This window comes from Neptuniibacter pectenicola, assembly GCF_001597735.1.
GTDB classification, from domain to species: domain Bacteria; phylum Pseudomonadota; class Gammaproteobacteria; order Pseudomonadales; family Balneatricaceae; genus Neptuniibacter; species Neptuniibacter pectenicola.
This window is the reverse complement of record NZ_LUTS01000006.1, coordinates 102,686-128,058: the sequence shown is the minus strand read 5'-3', so window position 1 is coordinate 128,058 and position 25,373 is coordinate 102,686. Positions and strand designations below refer to the sequence as shown.

Below are 25,373 nucleotides of genomic sequence, written 5' to 3'. Positions count from 1 at the left end.
AGGCAGATACAATGAAAGTAGATAAAGATGATCAAAGAATCTTCTTTGACCGACCGATTGTTGCGTGGTCAATTACCTTACTTATAATCTATTCGGTCATTTGCTTTTCAATAGATACTCTTCCAAATTTAGATAAATCTACGACTATATTTTTACACTATTCAGAAATAATTATTGTATCTATTTTTACAGTTGAATATTTATATCGCTTATATCTTGCAGAAAATAAGACTAAATTTATTTTTAGCTTTTATGGCTTAATTGACCTCTTAGCTATTCTGCCATTTTATGTTGCCACGGCCATAGACCTGCGTACTTTACGGCTTATGCGACTTTTAAGATTAGCCAGACTGTTAAAACTTGCTCGGTATAACCAAGCCTTATTACGATTTAGCAAAGCTTTATTTTCAGTAAAAGAAGAACTAATTATTTTTTCCATAGCCAGTTTAGTCTTGCTTTATCTTTCAGCTGTAGGTATTTACCATTTCGAAAACAGTGCACAGCCCGAAGTATTCCGCTCGATCTTTGATTGCTTATGGTGGGCAGTTGCAACATTAACTACCGTCGGATACGGTGATATTTATCCAATCACTATCGGCGGGCGCATATTCACATTTGTCATCCTTATGATAGGTCTTGGCTTAATTGCTGTTCCTACAGGCATTGTTGCATCTGCACTCTCTGATGTACGAAAACAACCTGAGAATTAGATACATGTTAAATACATAGCTCCTATATTCTTCATCTCAGATTAAGCCTACTCAACTTACCCTTAGCCTCATAACTAATAACAAGGCATACCCATGGAACTCCTCGACAGTATCGATATGAATCAACACCTTCCAGCGATGATCGCTTGGGCAACAAATATCCTACTGGCCATAATCATTTTGATTATTGGCTTTTGGATAGCAGGCAGTGTTAATAAACTGATTATTAATATTGGCAAAAAGAACAAACATTTAGATGACACCCTATTCCGCTTTTTGGGTAGTCTTGCCCGTTATCTGATTTTAGCGTTTGTTTTTATTGCGATTTTAAACCGTTTTGGCGTACAAACGGCGTCGATTGTTGCCCTATTAGGTGCGGCCGGTTTAGCCGTTGGTTTAGCCTTACAAGGGGCGATGTCTAACCTCGCTGCGGGGGTTATGTTGTTGATCTTTAGACCTTACAAGGTGGGTGATTTTATTGATGCCGCCGGTTGTTTTGGTAATGTCACTGAGATCGATATGTTTACCACGATTCTGCAAACATTTGATCATCAGCAGGTCATTATCCCTAATAGCCAGATCTGGGGTGAAAAAATCATTAACCACTCTCACTATGATATTCGTGGTGTAGATATGCATTTTGGTGTGGCTTACGGTGAAAGTACCGATGCGGCGCGTGCTGTCATTGATGGTGTATTAGCGAACCACCCACATATACTGAAAGATCCAGCACCGTTTGTTGAAGTAGAAACTTTAAATGACAGTTCTGTCGACTTCTTGGTACGTCCGTTCTGTAAAGGTGAGCATTACTTTGATGTGCTCTACTCAGTACCTGAACTGATTAAGAAAGCGTTAGATGAGAATGGCATAGAGATTCCGTTCCCTCACCGTAAAGTGATTATGGTGAATGAAAGCACATAACCGCTTATATAAGGGGCTATATCTTCACAGATATAGCCCCCTTCTGCTCTACCCACCTATAAAAAAGCCCCCCTCCTTAGGTCAACCCTGTCACTATATCCGTGACTTTCTCTTTAATTGTTTGAAAACGCACCTGCTCACAGCAACCAAATCCATCCAGTTGCCTTACTTTATTGCGGCTAAAGAGTGGAATGCTGATCCCTGCTAAAAAGCGGCAGTAGGTGCCCAGACTAGGCGGTTGCTTCGTTTTCGTTTCAATATGTTGTTTAAAGCCGCTCAGTACGCTGTTTAAATGCGTATCATCGGGCATCTGTGGCTGGCTAGAATACGCTAATGTAGCCACTTGTCCCCGACATACGGAGCAATGTCCGCACTGCTCTGGCGCATTCTGATCGTCAAAATAGCGGGCGAGATTAGCCGTAAGACAGCGATCTAGTTCAAAGAAACGGATCAGTGCGGCGATCCGCTGGATCTCTTTTTCCTCTTTATCTAAGAAATAATCACTTAACGTTTGCACCAGCTCCGGTTGAGACAGCGCCGCTTCCTTAACGGCGAAGACCTCAGTAATCTTTTTACTCTCAAGGACGATAGCCCCCTGGGTCTGTAGATAGTCTAGCGCAGCAACCACACGGCTACGTTCACAGCCGTACTGTTGATAAAGGCTTTCTATGTCTAAACTTCCCCAGATCTTTTTAAACTGAGTGTGATCAACAATCGCTTTTAAAAACTGCTGCCGCTCACCACTAAACTGCCCTAGCACAGTGTCTGAGTCTTGCAGGAATTTATAGCGATATTCGGCGAAGTACGCATACAACGGCTTAATCACTTGATGCAGTTCTAATTGCACTAATAAGGTTTTTAGTGGCAACTGCCTGATATTGGCATCATTGGATAGGCTGTTAATCTGTAGTTCCCACTGCCCATTCGCCACTTCATGACGAATATTATCCACTACTTTAGCGATCCCTTCTGGCTCTGGCGTGTCGCCATAGACAAAGTTTTCAACCGTATTAATACCATCTAAATTCGCTAACGTAATGCAGCTGGACCTTAACCCGTCTCGACCTGCACGGCCGACCTCTTGGCTATAGTTTTCAATCGATTTAGGCAGGTCATAGTGCATCACAAAACGCACGTCGGCTTTATCTATTCCCATACCAAAGGCGATGGTTGCAACGACCACCTGAATCTTGCCCGCCATAAAATCCGATTGGATGTTATGGCGAATATCGTTATCTAGCCCCGCATGGTAGGCCGTTGCCGAAATCTGATGTTGGCTTAAATAGCGAGCAACCTGCTCAGCACTTTGTTGTAGGGTGACATAGACAATACCGGACCCTTGCTGCTGTTTAATGAGTTCAACTAAGGTGGCGTCTTTCGCCTGACTCGTGACCGGCAGGATTGTAAGGTCTAAGTTATCGCGATAAAAACCGGTTTGCACAATATGCTCTGGAGCGATGGCGAAACGCTTCGCCATATCCTTTTTAACCTTACGGGTCGCAGTAGCGGTCAGCAAAAGGACCAGCGGAATCCCTAAGTCACGGCAATACTGGGGAAGCTTTAAATAATCAGGACGGAAGTTATGACCCCACTCCGAGATACAGTGTGCTTCATCAACCACCAGCATGGAGATCTCAACCCCACTAATAAATTCTCGAAAGCGCTCATTCTTAAAGCGTTCCACAGAGACCATTAAAATTTTGATCTTACCTTGACGAATATCCCCCATCACCGCTTGGTTTTCTTGCGGTGTTAATGTGGAATCAATACTGGCAGCGGCGATCCCTTTCGACTTAAGAAACGCAAGCTGATCTTTCATTAGCGCCAGCAATGGCGAAACCACTAACGTCAAATGGGGAAGATGTATCGCGGTTAATTGGTAGCAGAGTGATTTACCCGCCCCCGTAGGGAAAATAGAAAGCGTCGATTGACCCGCAAGCAGTTGGGTGATGGTCTGCTCTTGGCCTTCCCTGAAGGCATCAAACGCAAAAGTGTGTTGTAGTGATGCGTGTAACGAATGTTGTTGATCCATGTGAGTATCCTATACGTTAAATCCATTTAACGGCGGGTTGAAAATAAACTAACCTGAGCAGAAATATACCAGATAATGTATTCAGCCCGTGTCACAATCCTGAGATAAGCCCTTGTATTACCTCAACCCTACCTATTTTAATCCATCATTGGCCAAAACAGAGGGGATTTACCTCCCATTTCGGCAATCAATCTAACCAAATCATAATTGGTGGTTTAATAACGCGGCGCTTATCTGTAAAATTTTGTTCTTTTTATCAGTGTATGGAATATCGCAATGGGTCGAGCCTATCAAAACCGTAAAGAGTCAATGGCGAAAACATCGGACGCCAAGGCTAAGGTTTACAGTAAATTCAGCCGTGAAATTTATGTTTGCGCTAAATCCGGCGGTGTCGAGTTAGAAGGTAACTTGGCGCTATTGGGTCTGGTTGAACGTGCTAAAAAAGCACAAGTCCCAGCCCACGTAATTGATAAGGCACTCGATAAAGCGAAAGGCGGCGGCGGTGAAGATTTCTCTCCTGCCCGTTACGAAGGTTTTGGTCCGGGTGGTTGCATGGTGATTGTTGATTGCCTAACCGATAACCCTAACCGTACATTTGGTGACGTACGTAACTGCTTTAATAAGACCAAATGTAAAATTGGTAGCCAAGGCAGCGTTAGCCACATGTTTGATCACAGTGCGATCTTTGTGTTTGCCGGTGATGACGAAGATGCGGTACTTGAAGCGCTTATGATGGAAGATGTCGATGTGACTGACATTGAATGTGAAGAGGGTAAAATTACTGTTTTCGCACCTCATACTGATTATTTTAAAGCGAAAAAAGCGCTGCAAGATAATATTGAAGGACTTGACCTAGAGGTCGATGAGATCCAGTTTGTGCCACAAAACATGTCCCCTGTGTCTGAAGATGATATGCCTATGTTCGAAAAGTTCATTGATATGCTTAATGACCTAGACGATGTGCAGAACATCTATCATAACGCAGAGATCTAAGTAAGACGCACACAGCGCGCAAACCTTAACGTTCGCCTCGTCTGTACTTACCTAATAAAAAAGCCCGCACACTTAGCAATGCGGGCTTTTTTATGGGTAAAAATAATTTATGGTTAACGCCTGCGGTGCTGGCGCTAGTGTAACAATCGATGGATTCGTTTATTTCAGACAAAAAAAAGCACCACTTTCTGTATAGAAAGTAGTGCTAAAAATGACCCTCAACTAACCAAAACAAAAATTCCACTAATCGCTGCAAGGTCACCCGTATTTCAGGATAAAGAGTAGACTTATGTTCTAAGCATTAGTTCCCTGTAAGGGAACAATTTTTATATTTATTTCATGTTGTTCATAGATTTGAACTTAGCCATCAATTCAACTGGCTGTTTTTTCTTGTTATCTTTGTTTAAAACATAAACAACTGTTTGACCTTGAGGGCCTGCCGCAATTTGCGTAAAACGGTAAGGCGCTTCACCCACTAGGCGCACATCTTCCATATCTTCGAGGGTGCTAAAAACGTATAAGCGACCATCTTCACCACGCATTTCACCATAGAAATCCTCAGCACCTTCAAGTTTTCCATTAAACATATCAATGCTGGCAATACCTGATGTTTTTTTCTTATCTTCGCTCGTTAAACCATAAACAAGCGTTTCACCTTTAGGCCCACCACCAATGAAAACTTTACGGAAGGAGGTTTCACCTACGGTTAAAAAAGACTGATACGTTGTGTAATCATCAAACACATAATAACGACCTTCATGCATAACTTCGTATAGATCATCGTTGTTAAGCTGAGCGGCAGAAACCGACTTCGCTTCTTCCTGTTTAACTTGATGGGTATGGCAGCCCGCTAGGGAGAACATTGCACTTGCAACCACAACACTCGCAATCAGTTTTTTCATGGAGACCCTCATTAATTCATCAATAAAAAATTAATGGGCACTTTACTTAGGAAATATTACAAAAGAATGTCATTAAGACTCATCTAAATAACTAAACGAGAGAAATGTTGTAAACAGCAACGTTGCAACAATGATGGGCGGAGAAGGAAACAGCAGTAATACGCTAAGGGCAGTAATCCAGATGGACTTAACCTTGCGCCGCTTGGCTTTATGCTTTGCGGTAAAAAGACGGCGATAAAAGTGATCTTGATCTGGCGTGTGATCGCGCATCCAGTTTGGTGCAGCAAGCCAACAGTGGAACAAAACAAAATATTTAAACATTGAGATACCCCGCGAACGACCAAACATCATCAGTATAGATGAGATTTCCTCCATCGTTCACGGTGGGCTCTACGTGCTTAACCCTAACGTTTAGTAATCAGCCACGCGGTATAAAACGGAGTCATGGTAGCCGGTAATAACAGGAATCACTCCTGACAGCTGGTGATTAAGCTCAGGATCGCCACTGTCGACAATTAATGGCCTACCCTCCAATGCTTTAAGCTTTGTTTTAGTCGCAATAACATGGATGTTTTGCTTACCTAACCGCATTAACAGTGCTGGACTTAATTGCTGATTGCCCCGCCCAATAATATGCCCCTGTCCGCCGATAAGGGTAATCACTACTTGGCAGGGTTCGCCTTCGGTTAGGTCTAACAATTGAGCTGCGGTACAGTCGGCAGCCACTAACTGGTTATCTTTGATGAGGTCTACACCCAACAAGGTATTAGGCAGCCCTAGCTGCTCCATTACGGCCGCAACGGTTGAACCTGAGCCCATCACATAATAGGTATCAGGCTCCATTCGCTCAATAATATCCGCCGCTATGTCATCAAGCACTAAGGCTTCCGATTCCTTGCCGCCATTTTTAACCTGTTGTAAGTAGCGATGCTCTTGGGGGACTAACAGGTCACCGTAATATTTAGCCCGCACGCGCCCTTCACGAAATGCAACTTCATCAATATCACGTACCTCTTGATCACCCAACGTGACCAGTTCACCTTTAACCAACATGGCAATAATTTCGCCCGCGGCTTTCGGCGTCACGGCATACACCCCAGAATGGATTTTAACCCCAGCAGGAATACCCAATACAGGCACCTCCTCTGCAATCGCCGCACAAATATTACGTGCAGTGCCATCCCCTCCGGCAAATAAAACAAGATCGACGCCATAGTTAACCAGGTCTTGGGCCGCTTGGATGGTATCGTTTGCCGAAGTAGCACCCGACTGAATACTGCCAATCACCTGCGGAGTAAAGCCCGCTTGGCGCGCAACGGCTTCGCCCATTTCGGCGGGATAAGTAATGAGAACGATATCAAGCCCTTTTAGCACGTCAAGGGCCTGTAGCGTCCTGATACCCGCTTTAGGCTCAGCACCTAAGGCTAAGGCGGTTCGTGCGGTGTCTTCACCATCACTGCCCTTTAAGGCGACACTGCCGCCTACACCGGCCAACGGATTAATAATCAGCCCTAACTTAAACACCTAAGATCTCCAAATTACCGGTTTCAATCAAAAACTGTTGGTACACAAAGCCCGCCAAGATCAGATGAGTGTCATCATCCATATCTAAAAATTCTAAGCCATGACTCACCACTTTACTCACGCTTCCCTCTTGAGGTGTCACGCTGCGTAACAGTGCTGGCGTTAAGATAATTTGGTCAACCCCTGCGACTGAAAAACGGGTTGTAATGAACAGTTTATCGCCCTGTTTTCCTAACGCGACAGAGGCATCAATACAGGCGCCGCTTAAACTAATATCGGTGCAATAGGCACTGACCGGCCAATCATGCCTAAGTCCTTTCCCCTGTTCAAACTCATCCACCGAGACCAGTAAATTGACGGGCACCCGCGTATGGCTACGGATCCGTCTAATCTCTGTTTCCTTGGGGTATTCTAAATGCCAATAACCAAAAGGGGTGGTCTGGATTTTTAAGATCCGCGCACTGAATGCACAGATAAAGTTACCGGTCATTAAGCGCACGGTGACTTGGGCACCGGCATTGACCGCCGCATTTTTAGGGGCTGAAACCATCATGCTACCGTTTTCACGATAGCCTAATAGCTGAACAGAGTAGCGCGTTCGTGGTGCACGGGTTTCAATCTGAACTTTTTCCCCTATACGCGGGTTAAGTTCGGAAAGAGAGCGTGACCTATCAAGTGATTCGAGAGCTTTTGTCATTAAGGTATTTACTGAGTCTCATTAGAGATGATGACTATGTTTATAAACTAGGGTTTAACGTTTAACCGCGAGTTTAAAGCCGATGCTTTCTATCTGGCTGGGATCCTTAGCACCTGAAACACTGAGCGACGAAAACTCTCGCCTAACACGGTACTGCTTACGTAACTGATCAAACGCCTGTTTTTGTTCGGTTTCGGGTAACGCCAATGTTTGACGCAACAGGTAATCATCGATACGCGGATCAAATACTTTCTGCATTAACTCTAACGTTGTTAGCTCACCCTGTTCAACACACGCTAATTCGGATTGAGGGAGAAAGTGATCAAGTGACTCACTACACGGCAGGTTCAAATAGTTACACAGCGCTTGGTAAAGCATAAAAGTGCCACGAATTTTACCATCAAAGCTATAACCCGCAACATGGGGAGATACAATAGCGCATCGCTCGGCTAGGTCGGCGTTTACCGCAGGCTCATGTTCCCACACATCTAGAATAAAGGTCAGGCTAGGACGGGTTTTCCCAATGGCCAACAAAGCGTCATTATCGATAACCGGGCCTCGCCCTGCATTTAGGATAATGGCATGATCTTGTAACTGACCCAGTTCGCGATCGGCGATCAAATGCTGTGTAGCATATTCACCCGTCTCTGTGAGCGGTGTATGTAAACAGATCACATCCGCCTGCTTGAGTAGGTGATCCAGGGATACAAACCCCTCTTCCGAACGGGCTCGCGGGGGATCATTTAGCAGCACGGTATAACCCAATGCCTGTAAACGACGCTGAAGACGACCGCCCACGTTACCAACCCCGACAATACCGTAAGTTCTCTCTTTAGGATCAAAGCCTTGTTGCTCCGCCACTAAATACAAGCAGCTCAAGACATATTCTACCACCGCATCCGCATTACAACCCGGGGCATTACTAAACCCTATCCCGCGACTGGCCAGATACGATTGGTCGATATGGTCTGTGCCTATGGTTGCTGTGCCTACAAATTTAACTCGACTCTCCGCTAAGAGTGCTTCATTCACTTGGGTTATAGAGCGTACCAATAACACATCAACACCCTGTAAATCAGCCGGTGTTAAGTCTCGGCCTGGCTTTAAGGTCACAGGGCCAAAACGGGAAAAAATAGCCTCAACTTGGGGCATATTCTCATCCGCTAAAATATTTAGTTTTCTGTCGAGCAATTTATCAATCTCCAGACTTTACAAACAGGCTCAGTTCAGGCTCAATTCGCGGCTTTACTCTCTATACATGAACAAAGAAGTAGTGGCTAAAACCACTTATATTGATTGGACCTAATTCACTTGATCATTCGTTGGCAGAAACATCAGGAATACTACATCGTAAGGATGTATCAAGACCTGGTAGGCGATTGGATAGTTACCCAAAGCTGGGGGGACTATACCGAGAACAAATGTGCCTGCAACCAAACAGTCAGCACATCATATCAAGATGCGCGGCTCATGGTCAGAGAAATTCGTAAACAGCTTAAACGTAAAGGCTTTCGCCACGTTGCACGAAAGGAAACCCAACTTGGGTTCGAATTCGATCACTAAGCAACAATTTAAAGCCCTACCCCCCTTCTCCAAGCCTGCCAAACCATTTTGTTAATCTACATCAGGCGTCAGGCAAAAAACTCATACTAAAGTAGAGCATTTACCCATAATACCTAGTGTTATATTGCTTATTAATCATTGTTTTATTAGCAATAACATTCCTAAATAACAACAGTCTACTAGGGAAAGTAAATGAACGGATCCTTGTCTGGTTATTACTTCAAAGGTTTTCTATCCGCGCTTATTATCACTGGACTGGCTGCAGGCGCAGCTTTTGCCCTAGACGTTGATAGCTTATCACTCACGCTTCTCACCATAACGGCACTCTTAACCTCTCTTATTTCACTTTTCGTCATACATAAGGTCCTGTTGGGCCCTCTCAAAAATGAAATACGCCTAGTTAATGAAGCCAAGGTCGATCAACTGGTCTTACTGCCCTACTTTTTTGGCGATCTGTTTAAAAAACTAGCCAATAACGAAGACATTAGTGGCAAGCTCTCTAGCAGTGCTAACGCGAATGCAATTGCAGCGGCAGAGGTCTCCTTCTCAGCGGATACCCTTAAAGTAAAATTAGATAACCAAGTACAAGAAGTGGCGCAGATAGCGACCAACTCTGAAGAGATGACCGTCACGGTTCAGCAATCTGAACAACAAGCAGAACTTGCCGCAACGATGGCGGTCCGCGCAAAGACCACCGGTGCCGAAGGTCAGCAAGCGTTAACGGAAACAATGAGCAATATTCGTGAGCTTAACGCGCAAGCGGCAGAAACCTTAGTACTGATCGAACAACTCAATGAGAAGTCACTTAAAATCCAAGATGTCACCCAAGTGATTGAAGAGATTGCCGAGCAAACGAATCTCCTTGCACTTAATGCCGCCATCGAAGCCGCTAGAGCGGGTGATCACGGGCGCGGCTTTTCGGTTGTTGCCGATGAGGTAAGACAACTGGCATCACGTACAGCCAGCGCCACCGGCGAAGTAGAACAGATCATTGACGAGATACGTTCCGAAACACAGCAAGTGGTGACACGTATCCAAACCTTATCGACGGATGTCGAAAACGGCACCTTAGCGATGGAAAAAATCAGCCAACAGCTGGGCGACATCTCCGAACAATCTTCGGATGTTGAAGAACAGATCTCGACCATTGCAGAAGGCGCTAAAAACAACCGCCAAAACCTTGAAGTTATCTTTAGCTCATTACAAACAGTGCGCCATGAACTCGAAGGCAGTGATGCAGAAGTTGCTCAGCTAGCCAGCCAAGCCTCAGCACTGATGGAAGCCGCAGAGAAATCTAATTCCATTTTAGCCGCCTCCTCAGAACAGAACTACCATCAACCCTTTTATCATATTGCCCGGAACACCGCTGACAAAGTTTCCGCTGCCTTTGAGCAAGCCATCACCCAAGGACAAATCTCGCAATCTGCGCTTTTTGATCATGACTATGTTGCCGTAGAGGGCTCCAACCCGCTGAAGCATACGACCCAGTTTGATAAGTTAACGGACCAGATCCTACCCAGCATTCAAGAGCCCGCCCTAACCAGCCATGAAAAACTTATCTACGTGATTGCCACAGATATAAATGGCTTTGTGCCTACCCACAATGACCAGTTCGCACACCCGTTAACTGGCGATTATGGAACCGATCTCGTTAAAAGCCGCAGTAAACGTATTTTTAACGACCGCACAGGCGCTCGTTGTGGGGCACATACCGATACGATGCTGCTGCAAACTTACAAACGGGATACAGGTGAAATCATGCATGACCTATCAGTACCTATCTTTGTTAATGGTCAGCATTGGGGCGGCATCCGAATAGGGTATAAGCCTGAAAACCACTAAACAGAGGTTTAGATCAATTAAACCGCTGTTGGCCTTATGTCACAGCGGTTTTTTGTTTTTTAGCGGTTTAACTATACACAAAGCAACTTATAATTTAGTTCACAGCATCACGCTTATAAACATATGCCAACGATGAGCGCACAGCAGAGCCACAGGATAAACAATGAGTAAATTTACTTACGCAGAGATGCCCAATAAAGACGGTTTTTTTGGTGAGTTTGGTGGTCAGATCATTCCACCGGAACTCAAGCAGATTATGGACGAAATAAACGACGCCTATGAAGAGATCCGTCAAAAGCCAGAATTCCAAGCAGAACTTGACCTACTGTTCGCAGACTACGTTGGCCGCCCAAGTCCTATTTATCATGCCAAACGGTTAAGTGAAAAACTTGGAGGCGCTCAGATCTATTTAAAGCGTGAAGACTTAAACCATACCGGCGCGCATAAAATAAACCACTGCTTAGGTGAAGCCTTACTTGCAAAGTTTATGGGCAAAACCAAAGTGATTGCAGAAACCGGCGCAGGACAACACGGTGTCGCACTCGCAACCGCCTGTGCCCTTGTCGGCATCCCGTGTGAAATACACATGGGTCAAGTCGATATCGAAAAAGAACACCCGAACGTCACTAAAATGAAGATACTCGGCTGCAAATTAGTGTCCGTCACCCAAGGTACAGCTACCCTTAAAGACGCCGTCGACAGTGCATTTGAAGAGTACCTAAAAGATCCTGTGAACTTCATCTATGCTATAGGCTCAGTGGTTGGTCCCCATCCCTTCCCTAAAATGGTTAGGGATTTTCAGAGTATTATCGGTACCGAAGCGCGCGAACAGTTCCAAGCAAAAACCAACCACCTACCCGACTATGTCACCGCCTGTGTCGGTGGTGGCTCTAATGCCATCGGTATGTTTAGCGCCTTTCTTAACGATGACAACGTCAACCTTGTGGGGATTGAGCCGGCCGGTAAAGGCCTCGATACCCAAGAACACTCCGCCACACTCACACTCGGCAAACCCAGCACCCTACACGGCATGAAGTGCTACGTTTTAGAAACCGAAGAGGGCGAACCTATGCCCGTGCATTCTATTGCATCAGGTCTAGACTACCCCGGTGTAGGCCCGCAACACAGCTACTTAAAAGACTTAGGCCGCGTGCAGTATGAAAGCGCTTCTGACCAAGAATGTTTAGACGCCTTTATGGAACTCTCTCGTATAGAGGGCATTATCCCCGCCTTAGAAAGCGCCCATGCGGTCGCGTGGGCCATGCGTAAAGCACCCTCCCTGTCAAAAGATAAAACCATCTTAGTCAACCTATCGGGCCGTGGTGATAAAGATGCTGATTACGTGGCAGAGAAGCTGGGCCTGTAATATCTGAAGCAAAAAGAAAGGATTAAATCTTTTTTATCAATCAGTTACTGGTTGACGGTAGATCTAGTCCTTTCTATCCTCCTGAAAAACCTTTCTACACGTTCGCACATTTTCTATAAGCACTAGCCCCTCACCTAATACAGCTCAAAACCAATGCATAGAATATTACTATCACATAATTAAAAACAATCAATTTAACCTATCAGATCCAGTCATGCATCATAGATCTCGTTCCCAAGCAGATGAGCTTGCCCACATATTAACGACTGGAGTTACCACAATGATTAACACAACAATTAAACCTTTCTCAGCCACTGCCTTTAAACAAGGCGAATTCGTCGAAATCACTGAGGCGGATGTTATCGGTAAATGGGCTGTTTTCTTTTTCTACCCTGCAGACTTCACATTTGTATGTCCAACTGAGCTAGAAGACCTTGCTAGCAAGTATAAAGAGCTACAAAAAATGGGCGTTGAAGTGTTTTCTGTCTCTACTGATACACACTTCTGCCACAAAGCATGGCACGACACGTCTGAAGCCATCGGCACCATCAACTACTACATGGTGGGCGATCAGACAGCGACAATCACGAACAACTTTGGCGTGCTACGTGAAGGTCAAGGCCTTGCGGATCGTGCGACTTTCTTGATCGATCCAGAAGGTGTAATTCAGGCGATGGAGATCACCGCTGAAGGTATTGGTCGTGATGCTGATGACCTAATGCGCAAAATCAAGGCGGCCCAATATGTTGCGGCTCACCCAGGTGAAGTCTGCCCCGCGAAATGGAAAGAGGGTGAAGCAACACTGGCCCCTTCCCTAGACCTTGTTGGCAAAATCTAATCCGACACCGGTAACGGGCGCCTTTACCTAAGACGTGCCATAACCCAAAAGAAACACCCACCATCAACGTGAGTAACCCCGTTGGTGGTGGGATTTACCCCGCAATTCACACATTTTTAACTCAATTCAATCCGGGTGGTGATTTATGTTAGATAGCAACATGAAACAACAACTGGGCACCTACCTTCAGAAGATCGATAATCCGATTGAGTTGACGGTGTCTATTAATGAAACGCCAAAGTCAAAAGAACTGGAAAACCTCGCACGAGAAATCGCTGAGATTTCAGACAAAATTAGCCTAACGATCAAAACCGATGACGTAGGCCGCGTGCCTCGTATGACCGTTGCTCCACAGGGTGAAATGGCCCGCGTTACCTTTGCTGGCGTGCCGATGGGCCATGAGTTCACCTCATTAATATTGGCGTTACTACAAGCCGGCGGTTACCCAAGTAAGGAAGACCCTGCGTTACAAACGCAAGCAAAACACCTATCTAAGCCGTTAAACTTTGAGGTCTACATCTCGCTGTCCTGCCATAACTGTCCGGACGTGGTTCAAGCCATAAACTTGATGGCGGTGCTTAATCCAAACATCAGCGCAACAATGATTGACGGCGGCGTCTTCCCTGACGAAGTAGACGAGCTGGGGATTATGGCCGTACCGACCCTGCTATTAAACGGCCAACCCTTTGGTAATGGCCGCATGACCTTAGAAGAGATTCTGAATAAGGTTGATGACAGTGCCGAGGAGAAACAAGCCGCAGAACTAAGCGCCAAAGCACCGTTTGACGTATTGGTTGTTGGTGGGGGTCCTGCAGGTGCATCAGCCGCAATTTACACAGCGCGTAAAGGCATTCGCACCGGTATTGTTGCTGACCGCTTTGGTGGTCAGGTGATGGACACGATGGCGATTGAAAACTTTATTTCGGTTAAAGCCACTGATGGCCCTAAGCTGGTTGCGGGTCTAGAAGAACAGGTTAAAGAATATGATATCGATGTGATGACGAACCAGCGTGCTGTAGATATCCGTGATATAGACGATGAACACGGAAAAAAGATCAAGCAAGTTGAATTGGCAAACGGTGCTGTTCTCACCGCTAAATCAATCATTCTAGCGACCGGTGCGCGCTGGCGCGAGATGAACGTACCTGGCGAAGAACAGTACAAAACGAAAGGCGTTGCTTTCTGCCCTCACTGTGATGGCCCACTCTTTAAAGGAAAACCTGTAGCAGTAATTGGCGGCGGTAACTCCGGTATAGAAGCAGCGATAGATCTGGCGGGGATTGTTGAGCATGTCACTGTTTTGGAGTTCGCTGATACTTTACGTGCTGACGCGGTATTAGTGAGAAAAGCGGAATCCCTAGCCAACATTACGATCATTAAAAATGCGATGACCACTGAGGTTCTCGGTGATGGTAACAAGGTGGTAGGACTGAGCTACCAAGATCGTAAAACAGATCAGAATCATGTGGTGGATGTTGCAGGTATCTTTGTCCAAATTGGCCTAGTACCAAACAGCGACTTTTTGAAGGACACCCTTGAGTTAAGTGATCGAGGTGAGATCGTGATTGATAGCCGTGGTCAAACCAGCCTAGCCGGTGTCTTTGCTGCAGGCGATGTCACAACGGTACCGTTTAAACAGATCATCATCTCCATGGGTGCGGGTGCAACCGCTGCCTTAGGTGCATTTGATTACCTGATTCGTCACTAATTAAACCCTCAGCTGATCCATAAAAAAACCACCGCAGTACTACGGTGGTTTTTTATCTATAGAACGCGATCTAGCGTTAATATGAACCGACTGAGTTAAGCCTTATGAGGCTTTATAAAGTTACGCAACACTAAGCGTTTCACCATATTATTAATGAGGAACCACACCAGCGCATAACCCCAAACCAATAGTGCCAACGACCAACCTATAGGTTCAACAAACCAACCGTAAACGGCAGCAAGTGTTCCAACGACTTGGGTTAGTTCTGTCGTGATAAAGAGTTTAAGGCTAGGAAAAGGACGATCCCAAAAATGACCGCTGTTACGGGTCAGGTAGATGGTCAAATGGCCAGCAACCAGTAATTTAAGAAAGATCAATGTTTGAATGGTCGGACGCGGTAACTCCCAGATTGACTCAGCAATCCAAAACAGACCAAAACTAGAGATAACCCCCAAGATACCGAGGACGCTAGAGAGTACTAAAACCCGATGCATATCCCAGCGTACGGGGTGCGGTGCCGGTTTAGCATTATCGTAAGCGATCATCATGATCGGGAAGTCATTTAATAGCGCCAGCAATACAATCATCGCGGCGGTCACAGGATAAAAATCAAACACAAGGATGGAGAGTGTCATAAACAGCAATACACGCACAGTTTCACTGATACGAAAAATAGCGTAGGCGGTCATACGCTCAAAGATACGTCTCGCCTCCTCTACCGCACTGCGAATCACACCTAAGCCCGGTTCCGTTAACACTAAGTCAGCTGCGGCGCGTGCTGCATCCGTGGCACCACTGACCGCAATCCCTACATCCGCCTGACGCAGTGCTGGGGCATCGTTTACACCGTCGCCCGTCATGCCCACTAAGTGGTCGCTGGACTGCAAGGTTTGCACTATCTCAAATTTATGTTCGGGAAAAACCTGAGCATAGCCATCACGCTCAAGGATCTCGCTTGCTGTCATTTTGTGTTCTTTAGAAAAGGCCTTGTCAGCCGTAATAAAGTGGCTACCGATCCCCAACTTACCTGCAATCTGCCGGGCAATAGCAATATGATCACCGGTGACCATTTTAACCGCTACACCGAGTTTCTTAAGGGCAGAAATGGTTGTCGCGCTATCCTCACGGGGTGGGTCATAGAGTGGCAGCAAACCCAGTACCTGCGCGGGTGCATCACCTATACGTTCGGCAACCGCCAGAGCGCGATACCCCTCTGTGGCCAGTGTATCAATCTGCTTTTCTACTGCGGATTGCGTCTCGGCCGATGCCTGCGCCCACGCCAAAATAGATTGGGGTGCCCCTTTAGCGATATAACGTTTTTCCCCCTCCAGTGTTACCTCGACCTCCGCAATTTTGCTCACGGGGTTAAACGGCGTGAAGAGATCAATCCGAGCCTGATCTAAATTTTCGGCATGATCTAGGGCGCTAAGAATAGAGCTATCGATTGGATCATTACTCTCTGGCTCACAGGCTAGCGCGGCGGCAAATAACACCCGCTCGGCCTGTTCAGCCTCAACCAATGCGGGCGTTCCCACAACTAATCGATTTTGGGTTAATGTCCCTGTTTTATCTGAACAGAGCACATCAATCCCAGCCAACTCTTCAATCGCAGCAAGATGAGAAACGATGGAGCCTAAGCGGCTTAATGTCATCGCACCAACGGCTAAAGTCACCGACAGCACAGCAGGCAGTGCCACAGGAATCGCGGCTATCGTTAAAATAAGCGAGAACTGCAGAGTCTCAAGCAGCGGATCACCCCGGAACCAGCCATAGATCAAGATCACGGCTACCAGCACAAGTGTCGCCACAATTAAGGCATTACCGATCTTTAAAACCGCCTGCTGAAAATGTGATGGTGCGCCCGCCTGTTCGACCAGTGCGGCCGTTTTACCAAAATAGGTTCTCATCCCTGTCGCGGTGACCACCGCTGTCATCTCACCTAAACGTACAATGGAGCCAGAATACGCTACATCTTTGGCCGCTTTATCAACAGGCAGTGATTCACCCGTCAAGGCGGATTGGTCAATGGAAAGCCCTGCACCTTTCAGTAACTCAACATCGGCGGGAACCACATCACCCAGTTTTAGATGGATGAGGTCACCGGGAACAAGCTCGCGCGCAGGTAGATCATGCCAACGACCATCACGCAGCACCCGCGCTGACGTAGCAAGTTTTTTCTTTAACAGTTCAACTGCATTATCTGCTTTACGCTCCTGCCAAAAGGCGACCCCGGCGTTCACAGCAAGCATGGTAAGAATAATCAAAAAGTCAGGCCAGTCCTGAGCCAGTGCAGAGAGTACGGCCGCCGCTTCAATCATCCAAGGGATAGGCCCCCAGAAGTAAGAGAGGATTTTCCGCAGCGGACTCTCTTTCTGTTCGATAATTTCGTTTGGGCCATGCTCCGTCAACAGGCGATTCGCCTCGTCTGATGAGAGCCCGCCGTTAACTGGAGCCGATTCGGAAGCCGTATGCAGATCATTAAGCATGATTCTTCCCCTTAGTCTTGCAACACGTAGGTACCTGGTGCATCACAAATAGGTTGCAACGCCTCGTCTCCGCTAAAAGACGGCTCGATTAAGTCGCCAGAGCGATCCTTCAACCAACCGGCCAACTCAGGCCACCACGATCCTTCTTGTGCTTCATGTTCAGCAAACCACGTATCAGGATCTTGATAACGATCATCATGTTTACGGGTGGCCATTCGATAACGGCGACGGGGATGGCCTGGCTCGGAAACGATACCGGCATTGTGTCCACCGCTGGTCAATAGGAACGTCACATCGGTATCAGCAAGTAGGTGTAATTTGTAAACCGAACGCCAAGGCGCGACATGGTCTCGCTCTGTACCCACGGCAAAAACAGGCACCCGAATATCCGAGACCGCAATCGGCCGGTTATCGACAATGTATCGGCCTTCAGCCAGTGCATTATTCAAGAAGAGTTGACGTAGATACTGCGAGTGCATCTGGTAAGGCATACGGGTCGCATCGCTGTTCCATGCCATGAGGTCGTTCATTTTCGCCCGCTCCCCCATAAGGTAATCATGCACCATACGTGACCAAATCAAGTCATTGGAACGTAGTAGCTGGAAGGCTCCGGCCATCTGTTTTGTATCTAAGTAGCCCTGTTCCCACATCATGTCTTCAAGGAAAGTGACCTGACTTTCATTGATAAAGAGCATCAATTCACCCGCTTCGGTGAAATCAGTTTGAGCCGCAAATAATGAGAGGGTTTTAAAACGCTCATCAGCGTCACGCGCCATGGCTGCCGCCGCGATAGAAAGGAGTGTTCCGCCTAAGCAGTAACCAACGCCATGAACCCGCTGCCCTCCCGTAATCCTGTCGATCTGATCCAGTGCGTCCATAATACCGAGGTTTCGGTAGTCATCCATGCCTAGGTCACGATCATCAGAATCGGGGTTTTTCCATGACACCATGAACACGGTAAAGCCCTGCTCCGTCAGGTATTTAACCAGTGAGTTTTCTGGCGATAGGTCAAGAATATAGTATTTCATAATCCACGCCGGCACGATGAAAATAGGCTCAGGGTGCACCGTTTCCGTAACCGCGTCATACTGAATAAGCTCGATTAAACGGTTGCGATAAACCACCTTGCCCGGTGTGACCGCGAGGTTTTTACCGACTTGAAACCCTTCAGTCCCCGCAGGTTTTTGATCATTAAGCGTGCGCTGCAAGTCATCTAGGAAGTTTTGCATTCCGCGCTGTAAATTCTGCCCGCTCTCTTTTTGTGTTTGTTCTAACAATTCAGGGTTGGTGAACAGATAATTAGAGGGCGAGAAAAGATCTAGGATCTGGCGTGTTGCGAACTCCACCACATTCTCATGCTGCTTAGTAACCCCTCGCACACCGGTCGTTGCGTTGTACCACCACTGTTGGTTTAACAGAAAGGATTGATAAAAAAGATTGTATGGCCATTTCTGCCACGCCTCTCCGCTAAACCTCTTATCTTGCGGTAATGGATCGATACAAGGGCAAGGAGACGCGGTTTCAGGATTAACACCCGGTGCACAAAAACCAGCATAATTAGCTAGACGTATCGCTTTTTTAGCGGCCTTTTCGACCAACTGAATCTGCTTACCCGGCGCTGTCATCAGATGTGCAGCCCAATCCGTATACGCCGCTGACAAACCACTCGGTGACAGGCCTCCCGTTATATGGGACATAGCTGCGTTGACACTTTTATCCATGGTTTCCTGAAACGAAAGCGGGGAATATGTCTCTTTACCTAACAGCGGCGTTAAATGACGCCTGCTGTTCACGGGAGACTGATGAGCAGCATTGGCGTGACGGGTAATATCCGTCACCGCCCCCTCTTCACTCACTTTATGATTATCCTCTGTTGAGTGAGTATCAGTAGCGCCAACCGATTTTAACGAGTGCGAGTCCATCCTAAATTCCTCTTCTTTTATGGAATATTCTGTTCTCTATCTATCTTCATTGTAGTAGAAATGCTGCATCGCAACATTGAGATAAGTTAAGTTTATAAGCTTTATTACTTAACATGTAAAGTATTTAGCGTAACGCGCATTATCGGTGGTTCTGATGGAGGCGCTTATGGGTGGGGAGAGGTTATAGAAATAGCTATAAACATAGTGATGGAGGCAACGACACGGAAGGGAGGCTGTTAAGCGGTGAGTACCGCCGCCCCCCATCATTAAGGTGGCCGGAAATCTCTAGCGGCTCACCGCGATAGAACGGCGAAACAGTGCTAGGCTAGCACTGAAGAAGATCCCACCGAGTGCAATAATTGTGAGCAACTGCGGCCATATAATCGTGATATCAGCCCCCCTAAACACCACTGCCTGAGCAAATGACATATAGTGACGCGACGGTAAAAACCATGTCACTGGCTGAATAATTTCAGGCTGGCTTTCAATCGGCGTCAAACCACCGGAAAGCATCGTAATGGGTATGATGACCATGATCATCAACAGGGCGAATTGCGCCATTGTGCGTGCAATCGTACCCAAGAAAATACCGATAGCCGCGGCCGCAAACAGATAAAGTGTTGTCCCCCCTACTAACAATAAGCGAGAACCACTGATCGGCACGTCCAAAATCGTTTCGACCACAAAGAGCATGGACAATGAGAACGCGACCAGAATAATCAGCCCATTGGCCCACACCTTAGACATCACAATCTGAAATGAGCTAAGCGGCATAACCAACAGATGCTCTATGGTGCCATGTTCACGTTCGCGCAGTAGTGCAGCCCCCGTCAAGATAATCGTAATCATCGAGATTTGATTAATCAGGGCATTCATGGCACCAAACCACATGCCGGTGCCATTCGGATTAAACGCGCGACGCTGCACTAAGGTCACCGGATAAGCGGTTGTTTCATCCGAGCGGTTTATAAAATGGTTTACCTCATCCACGATAATATTTTGAATATAGCTGTTACCCAGACTGGCTTGTGTAACCGCTGTCGCATCGATATTGATCTGCACACTTGGCTGACGGCCTCGACGTACATCCTCTTCAAACATTGGGGGAATCTCAACCACAAACATAAAGCGGTCCAGGTCCATTGATGCATCCACTTCGTCAGCTAAAATAAGCACCGGCGTTTTAAAATACGGAGGATAGAGCGCGTTTGCGATCGCCCGCGAGAGTGTCGAATGATCCTCATCCACGATGGCAATAGAGGCGTTATTGACGGACTCACTGGTCGCGGTGGCCTGCGAATAGATCGCTAAGCTAAACGAATAGATGATCAGCATGACCATCACCACGTCGCTAAAAACACTGCGTAGCTCTTTAGTGCCTAACCAGACGATATTGATCCACGTTTTCATCGATCAGGCCTCCTGCTTTTTCAGGAACACAGCTGCAATGGCAACCAGAACAGGTCCAAAGAAGGCGAGTACAACAACATCCCCCATGAGCTCGGAAAGGCCTAACCCTTTAGTAAAGGCAGCAACACTCAGGTGCATGTAGTATGTCGCCGGCCAGAGCAGACCAATCAGGTATCCGCCCCCCTCCATAGTTGATGTTGGCTGGACTAATCCCGAGAAGTTAATGGTGGGCATAATAGACAGAATCGCAGTGGCAAAAACAGCCGCCACTTGTGATTTAGTCACAGTAGAGATCAGCAAACCAAAACTGGTCGCCGCAAAAACATAGAGCAACGCCCCTAATCCCAACCCGAGTAAGCTCCCTTTTAGCGGCACCCCTAATAGAAACACCACCAGCAACGTGAGGATAACAAAGTTAACCATACCTATTCCGATATAGGGCAGCTGTTTACCGATCAGAAATTCAATCCGGTTTGTTGGCGTTACATAAAAATTGGTAATTGTGCCGATCTCTTTTTCACGCGCCATACTGACCGCCATTAATATCGCGGGGAACAGTAATAGCAGCATGGCCGGCGTTTTAGGGCCAATAGAGTAAATCGTCTCAAATGATGGGTTATAACGGTAACGTGGCTCAAGTGTGACCTTTGATACTGCACTCGCATCCACACCCGCATTAGTCGCCAACTGTGTTAAGTAATGGATATGTGCACCGCTTACATAACCGGCAATGGTTCCTGCACGGGTGGTATTTGCACCATCAATCCACGCGGATACACTCGGTGTTTCACCTTTTTTAAGGTTACGGCCAAAGCCCGATGGGATCTCAATCGCCAACGTAATGTCGTTCGACTTCAAGCGCCGTTCAAGCTCATCTTTACTCGTTAATGCGGGCTGTTCACTAAAATAACGGGAGCCCTCAAAATTACTTAAATACTCACGACTTTCCGGTGTACGGTCGTTATCAAGTGCAGCATAGGTCAGGTTCTCCACATCAAGCGAGATACCATAGGCAATCACGATTAATAACAGTGAGCTACCCAGAAAGGCAAAGGCCATACGCACGGGGTCACGCATCACCTCCATGATCTCTCGATAACTGTATGCCAGTAGTCGATTCAGACTAAACCCTTGGGACTTTTTATTAACCCTAACATGGTCCGCTGCACCCGTGATAACAGCCGATTCCTCGGTTAACGCGCTATCAGTGCTCACTACGTCCGCAGGCTCGGCGGCCTCAACGCCTTTATCGTCCTTATCCTTTTCGCCAATCGCATCTTCAAGGTAGCCGATAAAGGCTTCTTCCAATGACGCTGCTCCTTTAGCCTCAACTAAGTGTTGAGGTTTATCGTAGACCAGCACCTGACCGGCATGCATCAGTGAGATACGATCACAGCGCAGCGCTTCGTTCATAAAGTGGGTGGAGATGAAGATGGTCACGTTGTCTTCCCGTGACAGCTGTACTAAAAGCTCCCAAAAGCCATCACGTGCAACGGGGTCAACACCCGATGTAGGCTCATCAAGAATCAGCATTTCCGGCTCATGAATAACCGCAACCGCTAACGACAACCGCTGGCGCATACCTAAAGGAAGAGAGGACGCAAGGGCATCCATATACTCACCTAAGCTAAAACGCTCGACCAAGGCGTCAATACGCTCAACAGTTTTTTCCGCTGTTAAATGGAATAAGCGCGCATGTAACGTCAGGTTTTGTGCCACCGTCAACTCACCATACAGAGAAAACGCCTGAGTCATAAATCCAACACGTTTACGCGTTTCCAAATCACCGGCATTGACGGGCTGACCAAATAGAAAGGCTTCGCCTTCAGAGACCGGCAGCAGACCAGTCAGCATCTTCATGGTTGTTGTTTTGCCACAGCCATTCGATCCTAAAAAACCAAAGATCTCCCCTGCTTGTATCTCAAAACTAACATTATTAACGGCCGTAAAATCCCCAAACCGTCGAGTGAGCCCCTTAGCAACAATGGCAGGTTTGCCCTCCCGCGCCTCCAAAGGAGGAATCACTAATTCATTCATGTCGCCCCGTTTACTTTCAGGCAACAAACGTACAAAAGCCGTTTCCAGATCAGCGGCATCGGTTTTCGCTTTGAGCGCCTCTGGCGTACCAGTATCAAGCACTTGGCCCGCATCCATCGCAACGAGCCAGTCAAACCCTTCCGCTTCATCCATGTAAGCCGTAGACACCAGCACGCTCATCGTAGGACGTTCTTTACGGATCGTAGCGATTAATGCCCAGAACTGGCGGCGTGACAGAGGGTCTACACCGGTTGTTGGCTCATCTAATATCAATAGGTCAGGATCATGTATCAGGGAGCAGCAAAGGCCTAGCTTCTGTTTCATCCCCCCAGATAATTTACCCGCCTGTCGCGATAAAAAGGGGTGTAGCCCTGTTGCTTTCGTTAACCGCTCAATCCGCGCTTTACGCTCAGATAACGTCTGCCCAAAAAGCTTACCGAAAAAGTCGAGGTTTTCCTCAACGCTCAGCTCCGCATAGAGGTTTTTACCTAGCCCTTGCGGCATATAGGCAATCCCCGGCCCCACCGCTTTACGGTGGGCTGCTGACGCCATATCGCCACCGAGGACTTCAAGCTGGCCTTTTTGCAGTTTTCGCGCCCCAGAGATGAGCCCCATCAGCGTTGACTTACCAACACCATCGGGCCCTAACAGCCCAACCATAAGGCCCGCTGGGATATCCAGCGTTATATTATCAACCGCATGGGTCTTTTTATAAACATGTGTAACACCCTGAATACGGGCGATCGGGCAACCTTGTTCAGCCATGATAGGCTCCCGTTAATGCGTACTGGTGTTGGCTGGATTCATTTTTGTTGGCAGTTTCTGGAGAAATTCTGGCCACGCTGATAGTTCATCACCTGGCAATGGAGCAAGACGAATATAAGCGACACCTCGGACCCCCGTTTTAACACGGTCGATATACGCCTGCACTAAGGTTTCGGGTACGCGCACCTTAACTCGGAACATCAATTTTTCCCGTTCGCTCGCAGTCTCAACCTCTTTTGGTGTGAATTGAGATTCCGGCGACACAAAGCTCACAGTGGCAGGAATAGCAACATCAAGAATATCAAGTTTCACCCGTGCTTCAGCACCGATCGATACACGATGGGCTTGGGATGATGGCAAGAATGTTTCCATGTAAACATCCGACAGATTCACCAGCGTTAAAACTTTACCCCCACTGCCTAACACCTCGCCGGGTTCAGAAAGGCGATATAACACCCGTCCTAAACTAGGAGACACTAACGTGGCATCATCAATCTGTGTCTGAATACCTTGGGCATCCGCACGTGCAGCATCAACATTGCGTTGCTGGGATATCAGTGTCGCCTCAGCAGCTTTTAAATTAGCCTTAGCAACGGCAACGTCACTCACATGGGTATCATAAGCCTCTTTACTGGTATGGCCTTTCTTAACAAGTTCCCGTGCGCGGCTTAACTCCTGTTCGGCTAAAATGAGCTTAGCCTTAGCTTGGGCAATAGAAGCCTCCGCTGCTGCAACTTGACTTTCAGCACTCGCAATCACCGCCTCGGCACGTAGTAACTGGGCCTTTAATTGCGCGGTATCAATGGTTGCCACAACCTGACCTTCGGTCACAAGATCCCCCTCTTGTGCCACCACTGATTCCACTCGTCCAGCGATCTTTGTTGCGATATCCACTTGTACAGCTTCGATCCGACCATTACCCGAGGCAATATCTGCCGGTAGCGCAGGTGCTTGAAAATACTGCCACAAAAGCCCACCGCCAGCAGCGACCAGTATAAGAGCCACGACAATTATTATTCGCTTCACGCTTTTCTCCATTATCCAAAATTCGTCAACTGATTATTGTTGAATCGTTGTGTGCGTCAATTACCAATCATTTCAGTACCGCTATTTTCTATAATCGGCATATTTGATCATCAGGAAGGAATACGCAAACTCATCAATCGTTACATTGAGTGCGTAGTGATTTCACATGTCGTGTCATCGAAAAAAGCTTCATTGAAACGTTTTATCGAAAAATTAACCTAAAAGTAGTATCAAACGAACGGGCTGGCATTTCCTTGATTTCAATCACCTGAAAATCTAACAGCTAAACCCTGCGACACAGCAGATGGCATATTCAGCCACAGCGTGGGTAAAACACAGTAAGGGAAGTATCCGATTCGCCGCTATGTAAGCAGGCTCCACACCCATTAATCCAGAACGGACAGTAAAAACTAAATTAGCATAGCCAAATTTAAGATTCAAACCCCTATTTATCATACAGACTAAGCGGTGCCCGCAGTTATTCCATTCCGTGTAACCCCTTATTGAGAATCAGCGACCACATACCCCAGCGACAAAAGCCAACATCAGAAAAAACAATAATCCATCACTCTTTTAGTGCGATGCCTACAAAATTATAAGTTATGTTATATTATAATGATTTATTTAATGA

At 46.9% G+C, this 25,373-nt stretch carries 18 protein-coding genes; 7 read left to right on the top strand and 11 right to left on the bottom strand.

The features are described from left to right. Positions 1–11: 11 nt before the first annotated feature. Together A3773_RS09700 and A3773_RS09695 are read left to right on the top strand one after the other, a co-directional pair. Positions 12–710, top strand: coding sequence for an ion transporter (locus A3773_RS09700; RefSeq protein WP_067985474.1), 699 nt, complete (start codon positions 12–14; stop codon positions 708–710). Between the two features lie 93 nt (positions 711–803). After that, positions 804–1,631 carry a mechanosensitive ion channel family protein gene (locus tag A3773_RS09695; protein ID WP_067985472.1) on the top strand — a complete coding sequence of 276 codons (828 nt, stop codon included), beginning with the start codon at positions 804–806 and terminating at the stop codon, positions 1,629–1,631. 76 nt (positions 1,632–1,707) lie between these two features. Here the strand turns inward: A3773_RS09695 and A3773_RS09690 are convergent, their stop codons facing one another. Then, entirely contained in the window at positions 1,708–3,663 is a 1,956-nt protein-coding gene (locus tag A3773_RS09690; protein WP_067985469.1) for a RecQ family ATP-dependent DNA helicase, read from the bottom strand. A gap of 276 nt (positions 3,664–3,939) precedes the next feature. Between A3773_RS09690 and A3773_RS09685 the strand changes: the two genes are divergently transcribed. Next, positions 3,940–4,656, top strand: a complete 717-nt coding sequence (locus A3773_RS09685; RefSeq protein WP_067985467.1) for a YebC/PmpR family DNA-binding transcriptional regulator — start codon at positions 3,940–3,942, stop codon at positions 4,654–4,656. Positions 4,657–4,988: 332 nt separating this feature from the next. Here A3773_RS09685 and A3773_RS09680 read toward each other — a convergent pair whose 3' ends face one another. The 5 genes from A3773_RS09680 to pdxB all read right to left on the bottom strand — a co-directional run bounded on the left by A3773_RS09680 (position 4,989) and on the right by pdxB (position 8,970). Beyond that, entirely contained in the window at positions 4,989–5,558 is a 570-nt protein-coding gene (locus A3773_RS09680; RefSeq protein WP_067985465.1) for a hypothetical protein, read from the bottom strand. Between the two features lie 72 nt (positions 5,559–5,630). After that, a complete protein-coding gene (locus A3773_RS09675) occupies positions 5,631–5,879 on the bottom strand; it encodes a hypothetical protein (protein WP_156473493.1) in 249 nt (82 codons plus the stop codon). A gap of 90 nt (positions 5,880–5,969) precedes the next feature. Continuing rightward, positions 5,970–7,082 (bottom strand): ATP-NAD kinase family protein, encoded by a 1,113-nt coding sequence (locus tag A3773_RS09670; protein WP_067985460.1) that lies wholly within the window; start codon positions 7,080–7,082, stop codon positions 5,970–5,972. Beyond that, on the bottom strand, positions 7,075–7,779 hold the full coding sequence (locus A3773_RS09665; RefSeq protein ID WP_067985458.1) for a flagellar brake protein: 705 nt from the start codon (positions 7,777–7,779) through the stop codon (positions 7,075–7,077). The genes A3773_RS09670 and A3773_RS09665 overlap by 8 nt, the downstream gene beginning before the upstream one ends. A gap of 54 nt (positions 7,780–7,833) precedes the next feature. Continuing rightward, positions 7,834–8,970: a 4-phosphoerythronate dehydrogenase PdxB gene (gene pdxB, locus A3773_RS09660; protein WP_075109530.1), complete on the bottom strand. Its 1,137-nt coding sequence runs from the start codon at positions 8,968–8,970 to the stop codon at positions 7,834–7,836. 564 nt (positions 8,971–9,534) lie between these two features. Between pdxB and A3773_RS09650 the strand changes: the two genes are divergently transcribed. The 4 genes from A3773_RS09650 (at position 9,535) to ahpF (ending at position 15,096) form a co-directional block, all read left to right on the top strand. Next, entirely contained in the window at positions 9,535–11,184 is a 1,650-nt protein-coding gene (locus A3773_RS09650; RefSeq protein WP_067985453.1) for a methyl-accepting chemotaxis protein, read from the top strand. Positions 11,185–11,347: 163 nt separating this feature from the next. Further along, entirely contained in the window at positions 11,348–12,550 is a 1,203-nt protein-coding gene (gene trpB, locus A3773_RS09645) for a tryptophan synthase subunit beta (RefSeq protein WP_067985451.1), read from the top strand. Between the two features lie 280 nt (positions 12,551–12,830). After that, a complete protein-coding gene (ahpC, locus tag A3773_RS09640; protein ID WP_067985450.1) occupies positions 12,831–13,388 on the top strand; it encodes an alkyl hydroperoxide reductase subunit C in 558 nt (185 codons plus the stop codon). Between the two features lie 145 nt (positions 13,389–13,533). After that, positions 13,534–15,096, top strand: a complete 1,563-nt coding sequence (gene ahpF, locus A3773_RS09635) for an alkyl hydroperoxide reductase subunit F (RefSeq protein WP_067985448.1) — start codon at positions 13,534–13,536, stop codon at positions 15,094–15,096. Between the two features lie 95 nt (positions 15,097–15,191). On the opposite strand, the gene A3773_RS09630 is transcribed toward ahpF, so the two are convergent. From A3773_RS09630 to A3773_RS09610, 5 genes are all read right to left on the bottom strand, one after another. Then, entirely contained in the window at positions 15,192–17,582 is a 2,391-nt protein-coding gene (locus A3773_RS09630; protein WP_075109529.1) for a plasma-membrane proton-efflux P-type ATPase, read from the bottom strand. 11 nt (positions 17,583–17,593) lie between these two features. Further along, positions 17,594–19,504: a PHA/PHB synthase family protein gene (locus tag A3773_RS09625; RefSeq protein ID WP_082800595.1), complete on the bottom strand. Its 1,911-nt coding sequence runs from the start codon at positions 19,502–19,504 to the stop codon at positions 17,594–17,596. A 285-nt stretch (positions 19,505–19,789) separates the two neighbouring features. Further along, positions 19,790–20,914, bottom strand: a complete 1,125-nt coding sequence (locus A3773_RS09620; protein WP_067985446.1) for an ABC transporter permease — start codon at positions 20,912–20,914, stop codon at positions 19,790–19,792. 3 nt (positions 20,915–20,917) lie between these two features. Beyond that, a complete protein-coding gene (gene rbbA / locus A3773_RS09615) occupies positions 20,918–23,716 on the bottom strand; it encodes a ribosome-associated ATPase/putative transporter RbbA (RefSeq protein WP_067985444.1) in 2,799 nt (932 codons plus the stop codon). Between the two features lie 12 nt (positions 23,717–23,728). Continuing rightward, a complete protein-coding gene (locus tag A3773_RS09610) occupies positions 23,729–24,742 on the bottom strand; it encodes an HlyD family secretion protein (protein WP_197462758.1) in 1,014 nt (337 codons plus the stop codon). Positions 24,743–25,373: the final 631 nt, after the last annotated feature.

Excerpts from the sequence above, each read along its gene's own strand:
- ahpF (WP_067985448.1), top strand. The coding sequence starts at position 13,534 with ATGTTAGATAGCAACATGAAACAACAACTGGGCACCTACCTTCAGAAG.
- rbbA (WP_067985444.1), bottom strand. The coding sequence starts at position 23,716 with ATGGCTGAACAAGGTTGCCCGATCGCCCGTATTCAGGGTGTTACACAT.
- A3773_RS09620 (WP_067985446.1), bottom strand. The coding sequence starts at position 20,914 with ATGAAAACGTGGATCAATATCGTCTGGTTAGGCACTAAAGAGCTACGC.
- A3773_RS09650 (WP_067985453.1), top strand. The coding sequence starts at position 9,535 with ATGAACGGATCCTTGTCTGGTTATTACTTCAAAGGTTTTCTATCCGCG.
- A3773_RS09690 (WP_067985469.1), bottom strand. The coding sequence starts at position 3,663 with ATGGATCAACAACATTCGTTACACGCATCACTACAACACACTTTTGCG.
- A3773_RS09695 (WP_067985472.1), top strand. The coding sequence starts at position 804 with ATGGAACTCCTCGACAGTATCGATATGAATCAACACCTTCCAGCGATG.
- A3773_RS09665 (WP_067985458.1), bottom strand. The coding sequence starts at position 7,779 with ATGACAAAAGCTCTCGAATCACTTGATAGGTCACGCTCTCTTTCCGAA.
- A3773_RS09625 (WP_082800595.1), bottom strand. The coding sequence starts at position 19,504 with ATGGACTCGCACTCGTTAAAATCGGTTGGCGCTACTGATACTCACTCA.
- A3773_RS09700 (WP_067985474.1), top strand. The coding sequence starts at position 12 with ATGAAAGTAGATAAAGATGATCAAAGAATCTTCTTTGACCGACCGATT.
- A3773_RS09630 (WP_075109529.1), bottom strand. The coding sequence starts at position 17,582 with ATGCTTAATGATCTGCATACGGCTTCCGAATCGGCTCCAGTTAACGGC.
- A3773_RS09675 (WP_156473493.1), bottom strand. The coding sequence starts at position 5,879 with ATGTTTAAATATTTTGTTTTGTTCCACTGTTGGCTTGCTGCACCAAAC.
- ahpC (WP_067985450.1), top strand. The coding sequence starts at position 12,831 with ATGATTAACACAACAATTAAACCTTTCTCAGCCACTGCCTTTAAACAA.
- A3773_RS09685 (WP_067985467.1), top strand. The coding sequence starts at position 3,940 with ATGGGTCGAGCCTATCAAAACCGTAAAGAGTCAATGGCGAAAACATCG.
- A3773_RS09680 (WP_067985465.1), bottom strand. The coding sequence starts at position 5,558 with ATGAAAAAACTGATTGCGAGTGTTGTGGTTGCAAGTGCAATGTTCTCC.
- trpB (WP_067985451.1), top strand. The coding sequence starts at position 11,348 with ATGAGTAAATTTACTTACGCAGAGATGCCCAATAAAGACGGTTTTTTT.